The sequence below is a fragment of the Portibacter lacus genome (assembly GCF_021533215.1).
GTDB lineage: Bacteria > Bacteroidota > Bacteroidia > Chitinophagales > Saprospiraceae > Portibacter > Portibacter lacus.
Genome location: NZ_JAJNKA010000004.1, coordinates 292,247 through 316,267 on the forward strand (window position 1 = coordinate 292,247; position 24,021 = coordinate 316,267).

The following is a 24,021-nucleotide window of genomic DNA, read 5'->3' on the forward strand; positions in this document are numbered from 1 at the left end:
CAATAACATTACCACTAATTAAGAGAAGTGACCATTAGTTCTTTTCAAGAAAAGAAATAAAGTCATATGGACTTGGGAGATATTTCATAGAAGAGTAATCTGGAATAGACTCCACCACAGTCTTGCTTCCTGAAATTAAGATGCTAATGTTGCCATTCCTTTGTGCAAATTCAGTCAATTTAGCTTGTTCCGCTGGATTAAGAATCGTAAAAGTGGTGAAAAGTGTTTCCGCCTTAGTTTGAATTAATATAGGTTCAAGATCTGCTGCAGGCACTCTAATACCCAGATAAATAACCTTCCACCCTGCTTGTTTTGCTAAATAATATGCCAATAGTAACGCCAGTTCATGATCGTCGCCCTCTAACAAAAACATAACGATGGTTTGAGCATTATCTTTTGGAGAAGCTAAGATATCTGTGAGTGCGATCAGTTTTTGACGAATGAGATTACTGATAAAATGCTCATGAGCCGGATTTGCTTTATTATATACCCACATGCCACCAAGCAAATTCAAAAAAGGATAAAAAACCTTTGTAAACCCTTCTAATACACCTATTGATTCTACGGTCTGGTCGAAAATTCTATTAAATAATGCCTCATCAAAATTAAGCATTGCTAAAACCAGGGCCTGTATTTTATCTGATTCGATTTCTGTTGATTGATTGAAGACCGCTTCTACCTCCCAATTTATTTCGTCTAATTCTAAGTTGGCAATTGTTGAAATTCTAAATCCATTTTGCAAAAGAATAGAAGTTTTCAATAAAATTTTTAATTGTTCTTCGGTGTAATATCTAAACTTAGATTCCTTTCTTTTTGCTTTAATGAAATCATATCTCCTTTCCCAAACCCTCAGCGTATGAGCCTGAATTCCAGTCAATTGAGTTACTTGAGACATTGTGTATTTCATAAAAGCATCTCTTAGTTTATTAATATTTACTTATTAAAATCAGGTGTTAAGGTAGTGTTTTATAAAGATAAATATAAAATATTTATTTTTTTGTTCAATTTCCAATGAACAAATATTGAACAAGAAGCGTTAACTAGAAAATCATTTTGTTCAACTTTTAAACATAAAACTTTAGACATGAAAATATTCTTAAATTCATTAATGGCTGTTGGTCTTTTCTTTCTTACAATGACAAGTTCAAGCTGTAACAGCGAAGAAGATCCGATAACGCCAGTAGGACCAACCCAAAATATAGTTGAGATTGCTCAAGCTAGTGGGTTTAATTCTCTTGCTGCTGCACTCGTAAAAACAGATTTAATTGGAACACTTTCAGGAACAACGGAATACACTGTATTTGCACCTACTGACGAGGCATTTGCAACTCTCCTTGCTGAAATAGGACAAACAAGTATAGATGATGTACCGAATAGTGTATTAGAAAAAATATTATTATACCACGTAGTACCTGGGAGTGTATTAAGTAAAGATATATCTTCAGGCAGTGTCGAAACAGCGGCTGGAGAACCAATCGCGCTAAGTACAGCATCAGGGATTACCGTTAATGGTGTTGCAGTAATTTCACCTTTCGATGTGGAAGCAACAAATGGAGTAATTCATACAATCGGTTCAGTACTTGTACCGAATGATATTGCACAATTTGTTAACACAGTATTAGAACCAGCATATTTCAATACAAATTTCACAACACTAATAGAAGCAGCTGTAAAAGCTGGTGTAGTAGAAACGTTATTAACGACACCGAATTTGACCATTTTCGCACCTAATAATGAGGCATTCGCAACTTCTGGAATCGTTCCAGCTGATTTAGATGCTGCTACTTTAGCTAGTGTGTTAACTTACCACGTTGTTCCAGCAAAAGTATTAAGTGGAGAAATACCAAGAGAAGCAGGAACAGTAAATGGCGGTATGATCTATTTTTCATTGGTAGATAGCGGAAACTTCATCAATGGTGATTATGAAATCACAGCTGTTGATATAGAGAGTGGAAGTGGTGTAGTCCATGTTATAGATGGTGTATTATTACCAGCTTCAGGAAACGTTGTAGAGAAAGCAATCGCATTGTCTGCAGATGGTGAATTCACTTCTTTAATTGCTGCACTTCAGAGAACTGCAGATGAAGGAACAGCAGAGCAAAACTTATTAAATGTTTTATCAAGTGATGGACCATTTACCGTATTTGCTCCGACAAATGCAGCATTCCAAGCACTATTAGATAGCAATGATTCTTGGGCAACGTTATCTGACATTCCATTAGGAACATTGGTTACGGTATTAACTTACCATGTCGTTCCAGCAAGAGCATTCGACAAAGATATTGCAGGTGCAGTAAATGCACAGAATGAATTACCTACAGCGGCGGGCGTTCCAATCATTCTAGATTTGGAAAACTTGACCATCAATGGAAATTCTAAAATCATAGTTGTAAATCAAAGTGCAACAAACGGTGTAATACACGCTATTGATACTGTATTACTCCCACAATAAGCTAGTAAGTTTCGTATTATAAAGTTGTTAATTAGCAGCCCCTCGTAATGAAGGGTTGCTATTTTTTTTAGGTCAATGTTTTAATCACTTAAATAATGTATTCGCTCTACTCGATTACTGCCTGATTATTTCTGCTTTGAAAGTATCCAATTTACTAGTCCATTTTCATCAATGATTGACCAACTATGTGGATGCCGATCACCATTGGATCGATAACCTCTGTTTTCAGTTTTAATATAAGTAACGTTCTCATCACCATACATTTCAGTCAAATCATCGGTAAATTGCTCTATATAATAAGCATTCATATCTTCATATTCTGCCTGACGATTTTTCTTCCACCAAGCGGTGTCTGGCTCTGAATATAATCTAATTTCTAAATCATTCAATGCTGAGAGGTTATTAATCGCGTTAATACAAGATAGATAGGGAGACTTCATCTTATATTTAACCAAAGCAGTATCTCCTCTGCCAATATCTGTCTCTAGCATTTCCACTATCCACTTGGCCTCACCCACAGCAATCTCAGAAAAGTTTTTCTTAATCGTCTTTTGGGCATTTTCATATAAAGCCAACAAGTCTATGGGAGAGTCGGCAATAAAAACACCTTGTGGTTGAATGGGCGACTTGGATGATTTCAAATAATCCGCTAGAAGTAGTGAGACATTGCCGCCGCTCGAAAAACCTCCGATATAAGTATTGCTAGCGTTGATACTGTTTTTATTAATCGCATTCATTATTATATTTTCCAGCTCTTTTTTCTCCTGTGAGGATAGCCATAGATGTTGATTAAAGTTCATTAGTAAAACCGCAATATGATTAGATATGGCTAGGTCAATGATATTGAATTCTGTTCTTGTATTTTCTGCATTGCAAGGGAAACATGGAAAAAGTATCAGTAAGCCTTCTTGTGTATTAGGGAGGAATAGTTCATAATGATCCGAAACAATTTCTCGCGGTTCCTCAGGCGAATTTTTTATTGCTAGATCAACATTTTTATTATTTGTGCAAGACACAAATGTTAAGAAAAGGACGACAACTGATAAGCGATTCCTTGTTTTCATTTAGAATAGTTCAATGGTTATAAGTAATTAATTTCCTGCTGGATAACGCCATTGTACTCATGGCATCTATTATGGGCCTTCATTGATCAACAAGCGTCCTTTCAATTTCAACTCAGAAAATTCAACCAAAAAACACCACTTAAATATATCCAAAATCCAGTAAAAAAAATGTGGACTGCAGTTTCGAACGCCTTCCCTCGCCATAATTTCGGCGAGTAGACGAAAAATTGAAAATAAAGCCTAATGACCCAAAATATACCAAGGCCGAGAGAAATGGATTTACCCAATTTTGTTTCCACGAGTTCATTGGCAGAAGTAAAACACAGTAGGCCCATCAGAAAGACCGTAAGTGCGATAAAAAAAGTATGCACCATCATCATTTGCCGATTCATTAAGCTTAATGATTGGAGATTTTCTTTCCAGTTAAAGTATCTCGGAAACACAACATGAACCCAAGCCAATATCATTAGTAAAACTCCTATAATCTGAAAGTGTATCTGCATCTAAAGGGTTAAGGTGAACAGCTAAATATAGACATAAACGGCGTAAATTTACTTTCCGCGAATGAAGAAAAACCAGCTTCTTGGAAAGCTTTTTCCCAAGCTTTTCTTGAGAAAAAATGGGTAAATCCAATGGAAAACGCAAAAAAGTTAGGCACATCTCGCAAGTGCTCTACCGTAATAACCTTTCCGCCTAGCTTACATATTCTATGACATTCCTTTAAGAACAACACTTTTTCTTCGTGAGATCGAATCTCATGAGCTGCCGAAAGAAGAAAGATCATATCGATCGACTGATCATTTAGAGGAATTTCATCTGACTTTATTTGAAGTGTATTTGGATAGACCAAGCTAACTTTTCTAGCCCTGACAATGGCTGGTTCTGTATGCTGATTGGAATCATAAAAATCATAGACCTGTAATCCTGCTTCTGGAAATTTTTCTTTCAAGATAAAGCTGGTCTCATCAAAACCAGCATTGATATTTACAATGTTTTTTGGTTTCAATTCCATTAAATTCAGTTTCTTTAACCAATCAAAATCATAATATCCAGAAAAGTCATAAACATACGCGGAGACCAATAAAGGCATGAGAAGTCCATATAAAAAAGCGCTTACAATAATGATAAACCAAGACATCGGCGATTCAAAGAGTAATAGACCAATGATGATCACTACCAGAACCAATAAACCGATCACATAAAAGTGTCTATTAAAACTCAATATATTCAGAACGCCTTGAAATTTTCGCCGCTTTATGACCATTTCTCGATTCTTCCTTTTTTCCAATAATATGGAATATTACTTACAACAAATGCATTCGAAAGTTTAATATTATCAAACTTCATCATCTTCATAAAGCCAACTTCTGCTTTATCAACCTGAATAGGATTCGGAATCCAATTCTGTCGTACGCCTTCTATAAACAATACTTCTTTCTTTTCCTTATTATAGGTAAATGTAAAAGGTAGTGGCCCAGCAAATCTGCGAGCTTCCTTCCAATCATTAAAAACTGAATCTTCAGGCAGATTGACGTCTTGCATTTCTGAATTGACCGTTACGTCCAAGTCTGATTTAACTGAATGTATATTAAGGCTGTGCTGATCCTTATTGTAAGCGATATCCGTCGTAGTGTACTTGTAATGTGTAAAGATATTTCCGAAAAAAGACATTTTTCTCTTATTGGTTTCCGACTTTAAAATATACAATCCACGCAAATTCCGTCCTCTCTTATCCGTGTATCGGACAAATACTCGATAGCCAATCAAAAAGAAATCATTACCTAAGAAAGCCGGAAAACCTTTCGGTCGCAGTTTCTTTGTATTTACCATTGCGAGCGCAACGAAAGCCCATTGATCATTGAAAGTATCTAATGTCAGACATTCAGGGATCAGTTCTTGTAATTCTTCCTTAGCGATGGCATAAGTAAGCACAATCGAGTTCTCGAAATAAGTTTCTACCGCAAAAGGATGGTTTTTAAGATTGAACAAGTTTTGATTTTAATGTGTATTCGTTATAATATATCAGCCCTGAAAAAAGTATTGCGAATAGGATATTAGCATAACCGAATAGCAATAAGTCTCTAGCTAATATAAACTCAATTATATTCATTAAGATAATAATACTAATCTGGGTTATGGTATTTAATTTAGAATAATAACCGCTGAGAATCCAGACCACCATTAAGATTTCTAAACTACCAATTATTAAAGTTATGATCGGAGCATATTCACTTCCTAGAATTCTGGCTACAATTTCTTGATGTCTAGGCACCAAGTTGAGGACTTTACAAAACAGCCCATTAACTAGCCAGACAGCAGCAATGAAAAAAGATAGAATTTTATGGATGGATTTCAAATTCAAAGGAGATCATTTATGAAAAACAGAGATGATATAATTTTCGGGAGTGGAGGATACAGGAATCGAACCTGCGACCTTTTGACTGCCAGTCAAACGCTCTAGCCAACTGAGCTAATCCCCCATTTAATTTAATTTTTAATAAGCTACTTTCCGCTTACTATGTAAATGTAAAATAAATTACCAAATTCCAGCAAATTATTTCTCGAACCGAAAATCCTCTTTCTTTACACGCTTTTCCAATTTCGAACCGCGACAACATTGACCTAAATAAAAGAGACTACCTCTTTCAAGATAGCCTCTATAATGTTATGATGATATTAGATTCTAATAACCTGAATTCTGAACCATATTCGGATTAACATTCATCTCATCTAATGGAATCGGATTTATCACTAAATCGTTATCCCACGAAACAGTTAAATCGTCAAATGTTCTGAATTTTGTCCATGTGCTTTTCGTCCTTGTTAAATCATAAATTCGATCACCCTCGAAAGCTAATTCCTTTCTTCTTTCTGTTAAGATCTCTGCGATTAAGTCATCACCTGTTGCGGTGGTCTCTGCGTAATTAGGGTCTACACGACTTGCAACTGCCGTTAGGTCAGCAATTGCTCCCGCTTCGTCTCCCATTCTTGCTTTCGCCTCAGCTCTGACAAGATACACATCCGCTAATCGAATAATCTTTAGATAGTCTTGGCCTGTTTCTCCTCTAGGATACTTCCCTTCTGCAAAAACAGCATTTACCTCACCGTCAGCTCGATCTCCACGAGACATAACGTCTCTTCGCGCATCTGTTTCGCTATAAATTCCGTACAAATCATCCGTCGCCAAAATATCACCATATCCATTCTGATCGTAGATTCCTCCTACTGAATTAACACCCAAATTATCCGTAGGCAAATTCACAAGTGTAAATAAATCTTCTGATCCAGCATTAGCGCCCCATGATGACAACCATTCATCACCTGATCCATACAAGCTATATCCAGCTTCACCTATAGCCGTATTTGCTACGGTGACAGCATTCGACCAATCTTCTTGGTAAAGGTAGACTTTCGCTAATAATCCATGAGCTGCAGCTTTAGAAAATCTGCCTGTTTCGGTTGTAGAAATTTTACTTGTCGCCATCGTCAGATCACTTATGATCTGGTTATAAACTTCCGCAACAGTAGCTCGTGAAGGCGAGACCAATGTACCTGTTGTGCCTTCATTAGTTATAGGCACTCCCAAACTTGCTCCTCCATCAGCAGAATAAGGCTTTGCAAATAATCTCACCAAATTCCAGTACGATAATGCTCTTAAGCCGTGAGCCTGACCTAGCAAGTCTTGTCCATCTTCCTCTTCAGAGCTTAACAATTCTACATCTGCAAACTTGTTAATGATATTTGATGCATTGACAATATTTTGGTACATTTCTAACCATTCATTTCGCGGTCTTCCACTCTGATCTGTCAACGCATAATCATCAAAAACCAAAAACCTTCCAGCATTTTTACTAGAAATATAAGTGTTGTCACTTCGCAAATCACCTATCACATTAAAGTCCCATCCATAAGCATTTTCTGATTGAAAATTACTGTATACCCCTAATGTCGCTGCATTTAATGTTTTAAAATCTACAATCGAAACATCTAACCCAAATGATTGCTGCGGTTCTAATTCTAAAAAGCTTTTTCCACATGAGGATACCACGAGAAAAGCCATAATCAGCATACTATATTTATATAATTTCATTTTTTCTTAATTTTCTTCGATGATTAAAAAGATACATTTAAACCAAAAGTGAATGTAGTAGGAATAGGAATTTCCTGATCTATCGATCCTCCTGCATCTGTACGAGGATCTCTTTCTAATCTTTCATCTTTAGTCCATATCCACATATTACTTCCTCTAACAAACAACTGTGTATCATCGATACTTGCTCTTTGAGTTAAAGCTTTAGGAAGTGAATAGGATAAAGAGATATCTCTTAACGAAATGTAAGTCCCATCGTACAAGAATCTAGTAGATCTGTTTCGAGAACCTGTATTTCTTCCAAAAATAAACTGCGGTGTATCAGTTACATCACCTGGATTCTGCCACCTTCTTTCATAAATAGAACGAGCTAAATTTCCCGTTGTACTTAACGATCTAGAGCCATCTGTATGGGTAAAACTGTGCCATGAGTGAAGAATTTTACCTCCATAATTATAAACAAATTGAGCACTTAGATTTATCCCTTTATAGCTGAACACGTTAGTCAAACCGCCATAAAAGTCAGGATCTGAAGTCCCTTGCTGATAAGGCTCTGCTGCATTATATGAGGTTGTCGTTTCTGACTCTGTTTCATCAGTATACCACATGGCCTCACCCGTTTCGGTGTCCACTCCAGCATAACCTTGGAAGTACCACGTACTCCATGGTTTTCCTACTTCTCTATATCTAGATCCGTCTGCAAAATCTCCTTCAGGAAGGGATATGACTTTGTTTTTGTTAAATGTGATGTTAAAACTGGTACTCCAGTTAAAACCATTGTTATTATTCTCAATGTTCTGCGTTTCTAGTTCAATTTCGACCCCTTGATTCTGAAGGGAACCGATATTACTTGTTACAGAAGAAACACCATTGGTGAGCGAAACTGGAAGATCAAAAATCAAACTTGAAGTTCTTCTGTTATAGAAATCAACCACTAAGTCTACTCTGTTCCATAATCCTAACTCTACAGCAACGTCTAGTTGTCTATTCACCTCCCAAGTTAAACCTGGATTAGCAAGTTGCGATAAAAAGATTCCTGGATTACCATTGTAATCAGCTCCAGTAGAATAAAGCCCTAGTGAAGCAAAGTTGCTTATGCTTTCGTTTCCATTTTCCCCATAACTTGCTCTTAATCTAAGAGCAGATATCGCATTATTTCCGTTAAGGAAAGACAATCGGTGTAAGTTCACACTCGCGCCTCCCGACCAGAACGTACCGTATCTTACATCAGAACCGAATCTCGAAGATCCATCTCTTCTTATCGTTCCATTCAAGTAGACTAACCCTTGGTAGTTATAACTTGTGTTAAGAAAAAATGACTCGATGGTATTAGCCGTTTTCGAACCGCTGATAGATTCCGGATTGGCACCATTCGACAAGGTATTTAATTGAGGAAATGGTAAGTTTCCGATAAGTGTCTGTACGAAATAGCTCGAAAACTTCTGAGCTTCATGTCCTAGCGTAATATCTAATCCATGCGCATCATTGAAGTAATTATTATAAGTAATTAGATTTCGAACCATCCAGTTCGTATTGTTATCGAAATCAGCTTCTGCATATCCGTTTCTAGAATTTCCTGTTCCAAAATCTGGGATAAAATACGTTTCATCAGCTCCTTCTATACGATTAATGCTTACCGTAGGTCGGTAACTTAATCCTTTCATTAGGTCAATTTTTCCAGTAACTGAAGAATTGAGGTTTAAGATATTCGACAATCTTTTATTTTCTAACATTTCTCCTACTGGATGAAAACCAGAATTGATTCCTAAATTATAAGAGCCGTCTTCATTGTAAACTGGTTCAGTAGGTATAAATCTAAATATAGATCGAACTGGGTTAGCAAATGCACCTGCATCTAATGCTGTGTTCTGACTAGTATACGAAGCACTATTATTAAAATCAACGGTAATCCAATCAGCAAATTTTGTGGTTAAATTCACTCTAGCGGAAGCTCTCGTAAAACCAGTTCCAATCACAACACCTTCATTCTGCTGATATCCACCAGATACAAAATATCTAGTAGCATCATTTCCACCTGAAACAGATAAATTGGTATTTCTAAAGCTTCCTTGCTGAGTAATGGCATCGAACCAGTCTGTATCCACAGCCGGATCTATTCCTCTATCTGTCAGATAAGTAAGTGCTTCTGCATCATTCTCAGCAAATCCTCTGTTAATCAAGCCTTCTTTCATTAATTCCACATATTCTGCACTGTTTAGTGGTCTTAATTTATCAGCCAAAGAAACATTAGATACACCCGTTTGTACACCGAAGTTAAATTTAGGTTTACCAGACTTACCTTTCTTAGTTGTGATGATGATTACACCATTCGCTCCTCTGGATCCATATAATGAAGTTGCGGAAGCATCTTTTAAAACATTAATACTTTCTATGTCATTAGGATTTATTCCAGACATCGGAGTACTAGTTGTTGATTCGTTTCCAATGTTTCCATTGATTACTGGAATACCATCGATCACATAAAGTGGATTCGTACCAGCATTAATAGAACCAAGTCCTCTTATTCTAACATTTTGAAAAGCACCAGGCTGACCACTTCCTTGATTAACTTGAAGACCAGAGACGTTTCCAGTTAAACTTTCTTGGAAATTCGTTCTAGGAGCTTGTTGAATATCTTCGATTTTAGGTTTCGAAACTGAACCCGTAAAAGATGACCTCAATTGCTCACCATAACCAGTAATAACGACCTCATCTAAAAGAATATTAGATGACATTTGGACATTCAGGACATCTGTCGGTCCCACCTCCACTTCTTGTTCTTCCATACCTGCGTACGAAAAAACCAGCGTTTCGCCTTCTGATGCAACGATTTCGAATTCACCATTAAAATCAGTAATGGTTCCTCTCGCTTGATCGCCTTTAATAAGAACAGTAACACCAATTAGAGCTTCTCCCGAGGAAGCCTCTGTGACTGTACCTGTAATTGACTTTTGTCCGATCATCATAGATGAAAAGCACATGGAAGTCAAAAACAATAAATACTTGAGTTTGTAAAAAAGTTTTTTCATTTGAAAAATTTAGAGATTAATGAAGTTTCCATTGGTAAGGAAATTTTATTCTGTATTAAAACGTCCTGAATTTTCAAATGTCGACTTTGCGGCAATTTTTTTTTAACAATTTATTAAGGAATTGTTATTTCCAAAGTGAAGATTGTCATCAAAAAAACAATTCACCAGAACTTACTCCATTTCAATAACCACCATATTAGCAGATGGTTAAATATGCTACTTATTGATAAATGAGAAATAATCAACTTACTATATGTATATGAGATAGCAAATACGGATTAAAGAATCACTGTATTTTAATGTTATTTTAAAGAATGCTGAAAAGCCAGAAACCTCTTGAAGAACCAAATAAAAAATGGCGAAACATCATTTTTATAAAAGTTGTAACCTATTATCTTTTTGACAGAACTTCATACTCGTTTTAAGGAGCATAATTGATCCTTAAGAAAAACTAAAAACATCAGAAGTTAGTTAATCTAAAGTCTTTAAGTATTCCTCTGCTCTATCCATGAGCTTCGTTTGCTTTTCTCTATCGAAGCGATCATACGTGCTTAGCAACATAGATAATCTGGGATTCTGCTGAAAGAAATCTCGATGAACATTCATAAATCTCCAAAAAAGCGAATCCCACACCTCTTGCCAATCTCCATTTTTATAATCACTCATCTTTTTCAAATAATTACTTCCACTGATGTATGGTTTAGTCGCAAAAATTCCCCCATCAGCAAACTGGCTCATGCCATAGATATTAGGAACCATCACCCAGTCATAAGCATCAATAAATAACTCCATAAACCATCGATAGACTTCATCAGGGTCAAACTCACATAAGATCATGAAATTACCTAACACCATGAGCCGTTCTATATGATGACAATAACCTGTATCGACAACCTTTCTAATGACGATATCTATCGGATCTATCCCTGTCGTTCCATCGTAAAATGATGCTGGTATCTTGCGCTTAAAACCCCAGAAATTTTTCGTTCTTTCTTCTCTACCTTTTACTTCATATATGCCTCTTATAAATTCACGCCACCCGATGATCTGCCTAACAAATCCTTCCACAGAATTAATCGGCACATCATTTTTCTGAGCGAAATCTACCGCTGTTTCTACCACCGTTTTAGGATTTAACAAGCCTACATTAATCAATGGACTGAGGACACTATGATTCAAAATGGCTTCCTTAGTCATTAATGCATCTTCGTAGGCACCGAATTCTTTAAATCTTTCCTTTAAAAACTGATCAAACCATGCCTCTGCGCTGGATGGATCTATAGCATATAATGGGTTTTCTGTTAATCTTCCAGGATTAGAAGAATAGTACTTTTCAACGTAGCTTACAGCTTCTTCATAGAAATCATTGTTTGCGGGAAAACGGATTTCTGGGGCTTCCTTACCTTTTGGGTATTTCTTCCTATTCTGATCATCAAAACTCCACTTCCCTCCTATCGGCTCACCAGCTGGATCCATTAAAATATCCAATTTCTTCCTTTGCTGAATGTAGAATTGGCCCTGATTAAATTTCTTCCTTTCAGGCTTGAAATACGCTTGGATTTCTTCCAATGTATTCATAAATAGTCCTGACTTTTCTTCTATCAACTCAATCTCTTCTGCCTTAGCTTTCTCAATAATTCTTTGACGCAAATAATCATCTGTAGGATCGATAAAGCGTATTTGTTTAATTCCATCTTTGGCCAATGAAGGAATCAGGTTTCGAATATCAGATTTCTTAGATTGTGCATCTATGTATTCCACTTCAATATTTCTGTCCTCTAAAAACTTAGCATAAGCTTTCATAGAGGCGCGGTGAAACGCAATTTTTTGTTTATGAAATTTGTATTGGTTGAAAAACAGAAACTCCTCGATGATGTAAACTGGACGATCTGAATTTATGACAAGGCCTTTATAATCAAGTTGGTGCGGGAAAACAAGATTCACACTTTTCATATCGTTTTATTTTTTTCGCCACGACATCTCTTACTACAGTATTTTACTTCATTCCATACTGTTTTCCACTTTTTCCGCCATTCGAAATCTCTTCCACAAACAGCACAGACTTTGGTTTCTAATTTCATCTTCATTGATTTCTGCATTCTAATTGAATATTAAAAACAGAATCACTGAATTTGTTTTAAGAATGAAGTAAGAATTAGGAAAATTAATATTTTCTTAGATCAAGGGCAGACTAAGCTGAGGTTAGAAAATACTTTAGAAAAGTAGGAATCTGATGAAAATTGAAAGATGCTTCATTATTGTAAATAGGCTTAGTATACAACTAAAGAACGAAAATTGGCACAAAAAAAAGGCGGCCAATTCCAAGGAATAGGAATCAGCCGCACGTACTAATTATACAAATTATACTAAATCTTAATAATTTTCAAAGTAGTTTCCTCACCTCCCATTTGATTCGAAAACGAAATATAATAAGTACCGTTAGGCAGATAACTTAAAAGTATCTGACTGTTATTGATAACGCTTTGTTTTGCAATGATTCGTCCCATTTGATCACGTAGCACAGCATTCGAATTTTCTTCTGAAAGCCCTGTTACCATAACAAATGAAGTGGCTGGATTAGGAGATACTTTGATCCCATGATCACGACCTTTATGATATAGAACAACTGTATTAGAGTACTCGAAAGAGCCATCCAGATCTATTATTTTCAATCTGTAAAAGCTAATCCCATCTGTTCTGTCTCTGTCCAAAAATTGATATTGATTATCAAACTCTAAATTACCAGGAATTACTTTTCCGATCATTTGGAAGTGATCTCCATCTGAACTTCGTTCTATCTGATATTCATCTAGGTTAATTTCAATTGCTGTTTCCCAATTCAGAATATTTTCACTCTCAAATGCTTCACCAGTAAACGAAACTAATTCAACTGGTACAATAGCACCTTGGATTTCAGTTTCCCATGTACCTCTTCCGTAAGTCGAAGCTCTTAACTTAGGAGCACCTGTATCCGGATAGAATATTTCTAAATCAGTTACTTTAGCATTCGGTAATCCTGAATTGAACAAAGTCCAACTGCCAGGACCTCTATTCGCTGCTGCATTTTCATATTGGTATACACCGACATCTCCACCGACATAAATAACATCATTAGGAGTATCATTGACGTGAACTACCGTGTTAAATGGAAGATTCGGTAATCCCGAAGATATATTAGACCATGTTGCACCACCGTCTGTAGTTCTCCAAACCTTATTACTAGCACTATAACCAGAAAATGTAATCCATGCTTTATCGGCATCTACATTTGAAACAGTAATCTGAGTGGGAAGCGCAGATCCTAAAGGCAGGGTACCAGTCACATTTGTCCAAGCTCCACCTCCATTCGTTGTCTTTCCTATTGCATCTGCTTTTATTGTATAGATCACTTGATTGTTACTAGGAGCAACTACATATTCTAGAATGCTTCCAGATCCAGGAGGTGTTCCAGCTGTAGTCCACGTATTCGGATGATTATAAAAATCAATATTCTTGTATAGTGCAGTTCTACCTCCAGCATACATGATATCAGCGTTGCTTGGATCTTGGCTAATTGGAGCATAAAATTCCGAAGAAGCAGGAATTCCAGTCATCGGATCTTTATCAACTCCACCGTTATACGATATATCATGAGCACCGTATGGATTTGAAGTTACGATCACATTTTCTGCAGTTCTGTCTATGAATGCAGATTCCCCATCACCACCATTAATAACTGAATAATTATTTCCGGATTTTTTAATTGTTCCAATATCTTGCAACCCAGTGACGATTAGTACTGGATTTATCGCATGATGTGCAACATTCGTCTGTTGTGCAATACTCAGATTATTAGAAATATCTGTAAAAGATGCACCATCATCAGTTGATTTATAGATTCCTCCATCGGAAGTCGCGAATATTGTCGAAGAACTTCCAGGCAAATACTGAATATCTTGGATATCTGCATGGGTATAAGGAACCAATGAACCTTCCCCTGGATGATCAGTATCAATCCCTAACCAATATGTAAATAGATTCCAGGTTGAGCCACCATCTGTGGATCTCCACTGATTAATTCCACCAATGGTGACTTTATTCGCATTATCAGGGGCAACTGCAATGGCTAAATCATGATTAGCTTGGCCGCCAGATCCAACCGCATTGCTATTACTATGTAAAATATTAGGTGTTGTGGATCTCGTTGAAAAACTTGTACCACTATTTGTAGATCGGTAAAGACCTTTATATCCATTATTCGTATCTCCAGCTAACAAATACACATAATCTGTTTCATCTGCTGATGTACCTATAATTATTCTTGAAACACCACTACCAGCAGGAAGACCACTTGTAACCGCTGACCAGGTTTCACCATAATCTGTTGATTTCCAAAACACTTCACTACCAGAAACTCCAGAAGCATAGACTGTACTAAAATCCCCTGGCTTATATTTCACATCGTATAAGTTATAATTTCCATCTAATCCAGAATTATCAGGAGAACTAGCCCAACCATCTGTCGTTCTGAAAATTCCTCCATCTGTAGCAACCATCATAGTGTCTGGATGATCAGGATCCATGATCATCCTTCTAATTTTATAGTTATCCGTTGCATTCCAGGATAAACTTGTAGTAGACCAAGATGAGCCTCCGTTTGTTGATTTTAAGACCCCCATACTTCTTCTATCATCTTCCCAATTACCTGTTGCCAGATACATTTCTTGTGTATTCTTAGGATTGATTACTAAATCTGAACATCCTATAACTGACAGAAAATCTGAATTTGTTGACCAAGAAGCACCACCATTAATTGACTTCCATAAGCCTCCATCTGGCGTTCCTACGTACATGATCTGACTGTTATTCGGATCAAATTTTAAAAAATCTACCCGGCCTACCCCAGCATCATAACCTGATGGCTTAGCGAATGGACCAAGACCAGTCCAGTTGTTAGGAGCTGAACGAGTGGTTACACTTAAGTTTTCCTTTTCCCATTCTTTATAATTAGCATAAGTTGTAGATGGAAGCGTGATATCTCCAGAAGGAAAAACTCTTGGCTCCATGAGTGCCTCCCATCTTCTAAATACATTAAATCCCTGTCCTTTTACAGGAGACCTACCAGACCATTTCGAATTGAATTCTTTCTGGATTTTGTAAAAATTGGTTTCTTTAAGATTTTGTGTTTTGGTGTGCTCATTCTGAGCCTGTGCATTCCCGATTAATGAGATACACACACAAAAGCACAACGCGAGTAATCGTTGAAATACTTTCATCGTTTAAAATTTTCCTTTAGTATAATTAGATAATAATAATTAGTATTCTTTGAACTGCTTCAAAGTATTGAATTTGTATATTCCTTACGAATATAGTCTGTGAAGCAAGTGATGTCTAATTTCAGGGGTGGACAAAGAGGTGGACAAGCCGAAAACACTAGTATAGTTAAGGATAAGGGCTAAATATTTTTTTTAGAAAAATGTGGATAAGCATACTTAATAAGTATAATTATTTAAAATAACTGGTCCCGATTCATATAATTCCTCAGGAAATATCCATCATTAAATAAATAATACATTACAAATTCTTATAATATATAAAGCTCCTTATGAATGGTCTATATTTTGGCTAAAATGTTTGTACTAAATCCTCAAGAGAATCCTCAGTAGTTAACTCAAGTTTCTTCCTAAGTCGATATCTATTCTTCTTCACACTCTCCTTAGAAATACCTAAAATAGTAGCTGTTTCAGCAGTGCTAAGATTTAGCTTTATGAAGAGATACAATCTTTCTTCACCATCTGTTAAATTAGGATGTTGCTGTCTAAGTCTTTTTCTATAATTGGGATAAGATCTGTCAAATTTCAATTTAAAAGATGTCCAGTCGTCTTCTGTTAAAACTCTTTCATTATAAAATGGAACATCGTCACTGTTAGATTTGGATTTAGAAACATTCGATTTTTCTAATTTCTCCTCAAATTCAATGATTTTTGAATTTTTTTCGAGCAGCAAATTAGTTAACTCTTTTAAGTTCCTCTTGTTTTCTTCTAATGCTTCTTTTGTTTGTTTTCGTTGCAAATACCATCTCCATATTAAGAATGCACCAAGTAATAAGATCAGCGTTCCATAACCGAAAAAACGCTCTACAGCTCTATTCGCAAGGATCAATTCTTCTTTACTTTTACTTAACTCCAGCTCCTTTTCTTGCAGTTCATAGTCAGACTCTAATTTTTCAATTTTCAACTTTGTCTCTGCTCCTACAAGACTGTCTTTTAAGTCATAGAATCTTTCCAGATATTGTTTAGACGCTTTATAATTACCTGATTCATCATACGTTTCAGATAAACCTAGATAATTTCGAATTAAATTCTCGTCTAACCCATGTGACTTATTGAATTCAATGGTTTTCAGAAAACCATCTTCGGCTTCTAAATATTCTCCTAATCTCCGATGCGCATCTGCCAGATTATTCATAGCTTTCCCTGCTTTCAGATACTCTTTTTCCTCTGTGAATATATCTACCGCTCTGTCCATATATTCGATTGCTTCTCTAGGTTGACCTTGTCTAGATAGCAGTATTCCATAGTTGTTGTAAGAAATTCCTTTTGTCAATGTTGGGGCATAAGTTTCTAGAAGTGGGAACGCTCTCTCGAAATAGACTTTCGAAATATCAAAACTATCCATTTGTGCATACATGGAGCCCATTTGTTCTAAACCTTTAGCAACACATAAACTATCCCCCGATTGGCGACATAATAGAATCGATTCTTTGTATACTTCCAAGGCGTTTTCCCTATTATCCAGTATCACTTCTAAAATCGCTCTTCGCTGCCTAATCCAACCTTTCCATCCCGGCTTCCCTGAATCTTCTACTATATGTTCAGCTTTTATTAAATAATCAGCTGCAGTTGAAAAGTCATTCGCTCTTAAATAGTCATAATATAGATATACATAGGCATAGACTTTAGTTAGCGCACTTGTATCCGCTAAAGCTTTAGTCAAAAATGCTTCGTGAATAGCCATCTTATCGACTAATTCTACTTCTTCGAAATCATTAGTAGGATCGGCTGTTTCGAAACCAGAATTAAAATTATACTGAGCGTTCAATTGTAAATTGAACAATAAGAAAATAAGAAAAATAGAGCCTGTACACAGTTTCATACAAAAAAATTCAATATTCAATTAGATAAGGCATCTTTACATTATTTCATCATCGCAAAGGTAAAAAATGAAACGAATTAGAAAATTTTACTTTTCAAAAAATTCTAATTTTAGCAATGAAAATTGAAAATTACAACTATAAAATTGACACCTAAAAAAAGCCCAACTATTTATAATAATCAGGCTCCTAAGTAGTTATCTTTTTTCATGAATGATCTAGACTGAAGATCATATCACATTAATTTATTTTTAAATATATGGTGAGGATTAATTTTTTTATCAATTAAATATACTCTTATAACTTCAGCTCCCCTTCCACACTATCATCCATTGCTTTTCCTGTCACAACAGAAGCCATCATTTTAGCCATAGATACAAGTTTACCGTGCTTTGTGTCCCAGTAAAATCCTTCTTTGGGTGTAAATTTTAAGAGGGTTAAGTTCGGATCTGAGGGACCTTCAGGAAACCATGCTTTCACAAATGGCGACCATAATTCTTTGACCTTCTCTTGGTCGTGCACGAAAATTGCATCGCCATATATACTCATGTAATTACTAGAGCCATCATCCGTTATTAATAATTGGACGCGCGAATCCTTTTTCAGCTTTTTGTTACGCTCACTATTTCCGGAACTAAAAAACCAAATCACTCCATTATCCTCCACTTTCTGTGTAGACATCGGCGTGGCATGAAAAGGTTTCGCATCTAAGTCACAGCAGAACATCATCATTGTTCCTCCGCCGGTCATATCCTGTATTTTCTCAACTGCTTCTTTGTTAAATAAATTCTTAGTATCTCCCATTCTCTTTTTTGCTTTTCTTATCAATTTAAGACACTAAATGTTCACTTTTAGATCAGAATAGATAACTTTCTATTCTTGAGATTCCTCTGACTCCTAAAACCTAATTCAAAGATTAAAGCAGATCATACTTGCCTAAAAGATAAACAAATCTTAACTTATACATTCAACTAGAATAAAATCAAGCAGACCTTTTATAAAGCTGCAATTAATGTATCACTCTAAAATTGACCTAAAAAAATATGTGTAATTAAAGTTAACTTAGTAGCACTAACTCCGACTAAAGAAAAAAAACTATATGAGACTTCTTATTTATACCATTATCGTTCTGCTATCCCTATTTTCTTGTAGTGGCAATAGTCAAACATCGACTGCAGATGCTTCCGTCAAATCATCGAGTAAGACTAAATCCTGCCTGAGCAAGTATGCAATGGATCCGTGTGCTTTACTTACGAAAGAAAAAGCTGCTAGTATTGCAAATATAGATCCTGAATTAGTAACGGTTAAGGAACCAGTAAAGATGAAAAACCCATTATATTTAACTTGCACATTTAGGTGGGATTCTGACCGAACAACAACTGTAAAAACTGCACTAGGTGCTATGGAAGTAGCTCAAGATAACCAAATACAAATTGGGAGTTTTAAACTTCTCGATTCAGAAAAAATAAAACAACCATTTCCAGAATACTTTGACGGATACTATAAAAATGTTACCGCAGAAGATGCAGAAAAATTTGATAAAAAACTCCAAGAAGAATTAGCTGAAGAATCAGAAACAGCTAAGAAAATCGGTACATCAATATCTAAAATGTCACTCAATTTCAATTATAAAAGCGTATCCGGAATCGGTGATAGAGCATCTTGGGAAACTAGCACTATGGGTACTGACGGACACCTGCATGTATTGCACGGAGATGTAATCTTTTCAGTTATTGTCAATATTAGTGACGATGTCAATGATAGTTTTGACGTTGCAAAAAAAGTCGCCAATGAAATTCTTGCACTTTGTAATTAGACAGACCTTCACTAATATGAGCTAATTTAGTCATTGGGCAATTAATATCCCTGTGGAAATTCAGCCAAAGATAAATGTGTATTGAAATTGTTAGTTTGCGAACGCTACTTACTTTAATTTTTAATATTCGAATAAAATATTTTCGTCCGAGTCATTAATATTAAGCACAACACTATTTCCTTCTATCTGGAGATTAGAGATATCAAAAGAGGTGGTTTTAGTAATAAAAGCTAAGCATACTTCCTGGTTTTCTAGTGAAAACTTTAGATTTCTCTGCGGTGGCATTGATTCTAGAATATCGCCCGAGTCTATGAGGCTTACTTTCCAAGAATCACCGCTACAACCACTTGCACTATAGGTTATATTCAAACATTGATCAACAATCTCCACTTTCATAATCTCTACCCCTTCTGTCATCGCATTTTGGTATTCGTCAGCATTTATTTCTGTGTTTTCATCGCAGTTAGGTAAAGGTGGGGTGGCCATTTCTTTCTCGCAAGAAACGATACTTAATATAGATATAATAAGGAATACATACAGATTTTTCATAGCTTCTAAATTTTAATATTTTATGTCAATGTTTTCCCAATTTCATCAGGACAAACTAATCTTCATTTTGTATAGACGCTCCTTCTTTCAAAATGGTTGGCTGAAACTTTTTTTATTTATAATTGCAGTATTACGCTCCTACCGGAAATCAATTTTATTATTAGAAAAAGCATAAGTGCTCCTAGAAAGAAAATTAGCTGGGAAGAATCATTAATTTGATTATTTTCGGGGTTATAACTTAAAGCCACATAAAATGAAATTGAGATTACTGCCGCTATTTCTTTTAATAGCCACTTCACTATTTGCACAAGAAAACCCAAATTGGATTCGAAACCAAGTTATTTCTCCTGACGGAACACAAATTGCATTCACCTACAAAGGAGATTTATATCGCATCCCTGTAACAGGTGGACAGGCACAACAACTAACTTTTCACGAAGCGCATGATTATGCAGCTACATGGAGTAAAGATGGAGAAAAACTAGCCTTTGCATCTAATCGGTATGGAAATTTTGATGTCTACGTTATGGATGCTATGGGCGGACCAGCAACAAGAGTCACCTTTCATTCTAACAATGAAATTCCGTACACTTTTAGCCATGATAATAAAAACATCATTTTCGACGCTATTCGTCAAGATGATGCTCAGCATAGACAATTCCCACATCGCTCGCAGTCTGAGCTTTACAGTGTCCCGATAGCTGGTGGCAGAGTTGATCAATTATTGACCTTTCCTGCTGAAGATGTGCAGGTAAGTAAAGACGGAAGTTTCATGGTTTATCATGACCGAGTAGGTGGTGAAGATCCCATGAGAAAACATCACAAATCCGCTGTTACAAGAAATATATGGAAATATGATGTTACGAATAATGTACATACCCAATTAACAACCTACGAAGGTGAAGATAGAACCCCTGTTTTCAGTGAAGATGAAAAGTCATTCTACTTTCTGAAGGAAATCGACGGAAGTTTCAATGTACATCAAAGTACCTTCACAAATCCAGAACTATCTGAAAAAATTACGAATTTCAAATTGCACCCTGTTAGGTTCTTGAGTATTGGTAATGGAACACTTTGTTTTGGATTCGATGGGGAGTTATATACTATGAAGATAGGAGAAGAGCCTGTTAAAGTTCCAGTTTCTATCCGAACACAGTCCAGTACGAATACCGATAAATTTATCAGTATAAATGGAAGTGTTGCAGAAATGGCCATTTCACCTAGTGGAAAGGAAATAGCCTTTATTTCGAGAGGAGAAGTATTCGTTACTTCTGTCGAGGAATCATTTACCAAACGATTAACGAATACTCCTGAAAACGAGCGATTTGTGACTTGGGGACCGAAAGGGAAATCCGTCGTGTATAGCAGTGAAAGAGATGGTAAGTGGAGCATATTCAAAACAGAGAAAGTAAGAGAGGAGGAGCCTTTTTTCTACGCCTCTACCCTGCTGAAGGAAAGCGTCGTTATTTCAAATGACAAAGACAATTACCTTCCTAACTATTCTCCAGATGGCAAAAGTCTCGCGTTTATAGAAGATCGAAGAACACTTAAAGTGAAAGACAGTACAGGTAATGAGGTTACACTTCTAACGCCAGATGACCTGTTTCACATGTCAGATGGTGATCAGAATTTTAAATGGAGTCCCGATAGTAAGTGGTTACTGGTTGACTGGGGAAAAACGCTAAGCAATGATGAAATTTTATTGATGGCAGCCGATGGTTCGAAAAGAGTCAATCTGACCGAAAGTGGATATTCTGATAGCTCTCCGCTGTGGGTGAATAAAGGAAAGCAAATGCTTTGGTTTAGTAATAGAAATGGACTGAAGTCTTATGCAACAAGCGGCCAATCACAATCCGACGTATATACCATGTTTTTCAATCAAGATGAATGGGATAAATTTAATCTAAGCGAAGAAGATTACAAATTGCAAAAAGCCATTGAAGCCTTAAAGAAAAAAGAGGAGAAAGAAAAAAAGGCTAAAGAAGCGAAGGAGAAGGAATCGGATGAAAAGAAAAAAGGCAAAAAGAAAGAGGAAGAGAAGGCAGTAAAAAAAGATACGCTGCTAACTTTTGAATGGGACAAAATGGAAGATTGGACGTCAAGATTGACTATACACTCGTCAAGTCTTAGTGACGCAGTATTGTCTAAGGATGGTGAAACCTTGTATTACTTATCTCGATTCGAAGGGAAATCCAATTTATGGAGTACTAACCTAAGAACTAAGGAAACCAAAATGGCACTTAAGTTAGATGCTACTAGAGGATCCTTAATGTGGGATGATGAAATGAAAAACTTGTTTCTTCTTAGTGGAGGAAAAATTTCAAAAATTGATGTTGCCAAATCTAAAAAAGAGGCCGTAAAAATCGATGGTGAAATGGCTTATGATGCAGATGCAGAGCGAGTTGCTATGTTTAATCATGTGTGGATCAGAACCAATGCTATCTTCTACCACCCTGATTTCCATGGTGTTGACTGGCCATTGATGAAGAAGGAATATGAGAAGCATTTACCATCTATATCTAATTCATATGAATTCACAGAGTTGCTTTCAGAAATGTTAGGAGAATTAAATGTTTCCCATGCAGGTGCAAGGTATCGTGGGCTGAAAGTTGATAATGCAGACGAAACGGCATCTTTGGGAATCTTCATGGCTTATGATCATAGCGGCAATGGAACCTTGATAGAAGAAATCATATCAGGAGGCCCGCTTGATAAATCAGGATTAAATGTGAAAGCAGGGATGATTATCGAAAAGATAAATGGTGAACTCGTCACCGCGGATAAAGATATTGCAGCATACTTGAATAGAATTGCTGGCAAATTCACATTACTAGAAATTCTTGATCCTAAGACTCAAAAGCGTGAAGTCATTACCGTAAAACCAATTACCCTTCGAGAAGAGTCTGCGTTATTGTATAAGCGATGGGTGGAAATAAATGAAGATGAAGTAGAAAGATTAAGCGGAGGCAAACTTGGCTATGTTCATATTCCTGGAATGGGAGATGGACCGTATAGAAGTATCTATGAAGATATGATGGGGAAATATTTCGAGAAAGAAGGTATGATTGTCGATACTCGTTTTAATGGTGGAGGTGATTTAGTAGCTGACTTAGCGATGTTTTTCACTGGTGTTCCATTCATCACTTACGCTACAGAAGCAAAAGTCGTAGGAGGTGAACCTACTTCTCGATGGACGAAACCTACGCTTGCCTTAATCGGTGAGGCTCAATACTCTGACGGTCATTGTTTTTCTCAAGGATACACTGATTTAAAAATAGGAAAAACGGTAGGTATGCCTACACCAGGTACTTGTAGTTTTGCTGGATGGGAAGGACTTCCAGATGGCTCTGTATGGGGCGTGGTTCCTGTCAGTGCTAAAGATATAAATGGAAACTGGATGGAGAATCTACAGACTGAACCTGATGTAAAGGTGAAAAATATGCCTGGAATGGTAGACAAAGGAGTGGATCAGCAACTGGAAAAAGCAATCGAAATTATGATTAATGATTTAAAATAGAACCATATTTCAATGAACCACTAATTGACCATTTAGACTCGTAAGCCGTGCTTAGCAGTAGCAGCGAGGGCAAGGACTGCGAAGCTAAATGCATTTGTCTTTCAATTAAAATTTCCTACCACTAAATATCGTGGTTCAATAAATTACTTGAGTTAGCAATTAGACTCGTAAGCCGTGCTTAGCAGTAGCAGCGAGGGCAAGGACTGCGAAGCTAAATGCATTTGTCTTTCAATTAAAATTTCCTACCACTAAATTTCTTGGTTCAACAAAATTACTTGAGTTAGCATTTAGACTCGTAAGCCGTGCTTAGCAGTAGCAGCGAGGGCAAGGACTGCGAAGCTAAATGCATTTGTCTTTCAATTAAAATTTCCT

17 protein-coding genes and 1 tRNA gene are annotated in these 24,021 nt (G+C 36.4%); 3 read left to right on the forward strand and 15 right to left on the reverse strand.

What is annotated here, in order from left to right; genetic code table 11:
• Positions 1-34: 34 nt before the first annotated feature.
• On the reverse strand, positions 35-907 hold the full coding sequence (locus tag L2586_RS08740) for a MerR family transcriptional regulator (protein WP_235292500.1): 873 nt from the start codon (positions 905-907) through the stop codon (positions 35-37).
• A 177-nt stretch (positions 908-1,084) separates the two neighbouring features.
• Between L2586_RS08740 and L2586_RS08745 the strand changes: the two genes are divergently transcribed.
• Complete coding sequence (locus L2586_RS08745) at positions 1,085-2,452, forward strand: fasciclin domain-containing protein (RefSeq protein ID WP_235292501.1); 1,368 nt, start codon at positions 1,085-1,087, stop codon at positions 2,450-2,452.
• Positions 2,453-2,577: 125 nt separating this feature from the next.
• On the opposite strand, the gene L2586_RS08750 is transcribed toward L2586_RS08745, so the two are convergent.
• The 13 genes from L2586_RS08750 to L2586_RS08810 all read right to left on the reverse strand — a co-directional run bounded on the left by L2586_RS08750 (position 2,578) and on the right by L2586_RS08810 (position 18,571).
• Positions 2,578-3,516 (reverse strand): alpha/beta hydrolase, encoded by a 939-nt coding sequence (locus L2586_RS08750; protein ID WP_235292502.1) that lies wholly within the window; start codon positions 3,514-3,516, stop codon positions 2,578-2,580.
• A 107-nt stretch (positions 3,517-3,623) separates the two neighbouring features.
• Positions 3,624-4,019 carry a hypothetical protein gene (locus L2586_RS24805; RefSeq protein ID WP_348535529.1) on the reverse strand — a complete coding sequence of 132 codons (396 nt, stop codon included), beginning with the start codon at positions 4,017-4,019 and terminating at the stop codon, positions 3,624-3,626.
• Positions 4,020-4,027: 8 nt separating this feature from the next.
• Entirely contained in the window at positions 4,028-4,780 is a 753-nt protein-coding gene (locus tag L2586_RS08760) for a class I SAM-dependent methyltransferase (RefSeq protein ID WP_348535532.1), read from the reverse strand.
• Entirely contained in the window at positions 4,771-5,505 is a 735-nt protein-coding gene (locus tag L2586_RS08765) for a DUF2071 domain-containing protein (protein WP_235292505.1), read from the reverse strand. The genes L2586_RS08760 and L2586_RS08765 overlap by 10 nt, the downstream gene beginning before the upstream one ends.
• Complete coding sequence (locus L2586_RS08770) at positions 5,492-5,878, reverse strand: DoxX-like family protein (protein WP_317218952.1); 387 nt, start codon at positions 5,876-5,878, stop codon at positions 5,492-5,494. The genes L2586_RS08765 and L2586_RS08770 overlap by 14 nt, the downstream gene beginning before the upstream one ends.
• 44 nt (positions 5,879-5,922) lie before the next feature.
• A tRNA-Ala gene (locus tag L2586_RS08775) sits at positions 5,923-5,996 on the reverse strand.
• Between the two features lie 203 nt (positions 5,997-6,199).
• A complete protein-coding gene (locus tag L2586_RS08780) occupies positions 6,200-7,606 on the reverse strand; it encodes a RagB/SusD family nutrient uptake outer membrane protein (RefSeq protein ID WP_235292507.1) in 1,407 nt (468 codons plus the stop codon).
• A 23-nt stretch (positions 7,607-7,629) separates the two neighbouring features.
• Positions 7,630-10,635, reverse strand: a complete 3,006-nt coding sequence (locus L2586_RS08785) for a SusC/RagA family TonB-linked outer membrane protein (RefSeq protein ID WP_235292508.1) — start codon at positions 10,633-10,635, stop codon at positions 7,630-7,632.
• A 471-nt stretch (positions 10,636-11,106) separates the two neighbouring features.
• Complete coding sequence (locus L2586_RS08790) at positions 11,107-12,588, reverse strand: cryptochrome/photolyase family protein (protein WP_235292509.1); 1,482 nt, start codon at positions 12,586-12,588, stop codon at positions 11,107-11,109.
• On the reverse strand, positions 12,585-12,734 hold the full coding sequence (locus L2586_RS08795; protein WP_317218953.1) for a DUF2256 domain-containing protein: 150 nt from the start codon (positions 12,732-12,734) through the stop codon (positions 12,585-12,587). Before L2586_RS08795 ends, L2586_RS08790 begins: the two co-directional genes overlap by 4 nt.
• A 267-nt stretch (positions 12,735-13,001) precedes the next feature.
• Entirely contained in the window at positions 13,002-15,890 is a 2,889-nt protein-coding gene (locus tag L2586_RS08800) for a T9SS type A sorting domain-containing protein (RefSeq protein ID WP_235292511.1), read from the reverse strand.
• 349 nt (positions 15,891-16,239) lie between these two features.
• Entirely contained in the window at positions 16,240-17,769 is a 1,530-nt protein-coding gene (locus tag L2586_RS08805; RefSeq protein WP_235292512.1) for a tetratricopeptide repeat protein, read from the reverse strand.
• 295 nt (positions 17,770-18,064) lie between these two features.
• The gene (locus L2586_RS08810; RefSeq protein ID WP_235292513.1) at positions 18,065-18,571 is read right to left on the reverse strand and encodes a pyridoxamine 5'-phosphate oxidase family protein; all 507 of its coding nucleotides are present in this window, start codon (positions 18,569-18,571) and stop codon (positions 18,065-18,067) included.
• A gap of 295 nt (positions 18,572-18,866) precedes the next feature.
• On the opposite strand from L2586_RS08810, the gene L2586_RS08815 reads away from it, so the two are divergent.
• Positions 18,867-19,583, forward strand: coding sequence for a hypothetical protein (locus L2586_RS08815; protein ID WP_235292514.1), 717 nt, complete (start codon positions 18,867-18,869; stop codon positions 19,581-19,583).
• A gap of 120 nt (positions 19,584-19,703) precedes the next feature.
• On the opposite strand, the gene L2586_RS08820 is transcribed toward L2586_RS08815, so the two are convergent.
• Positions 19,704-20,132 carry a hypothetical protein gene (locus tag L2586_RS08820; protein WP_235292515.1) on the reverse strand — a complete coding sequence of 143 codons (429 nt, stop codon included), beginning with the start codon at positions 20,130-20,132 and terminating at the stop codon, positions 19,704-19,706.
• Between the two features lie 253 nt (positions 20,133-20,385).
• Between L2586_RS08820 and L2586_RS08825 the strand changes: the two genes are divergently transcribed.
• Positions 20,386-23,649 carry a S41 family peptidase gene (locus L2586_RS08825; protein ID WP_235292516.1) on the forward strand — a complete coding sequence of 1,088 codons (3,264 nt, stop codon included), beginning with the start codon at positions 20,386-20,388 and terminating at the stop codon, positions 23,647-23,649.
• The last annotated feature ends 372 nt before the right edge of the window (positions 23,650-24,021 follow it).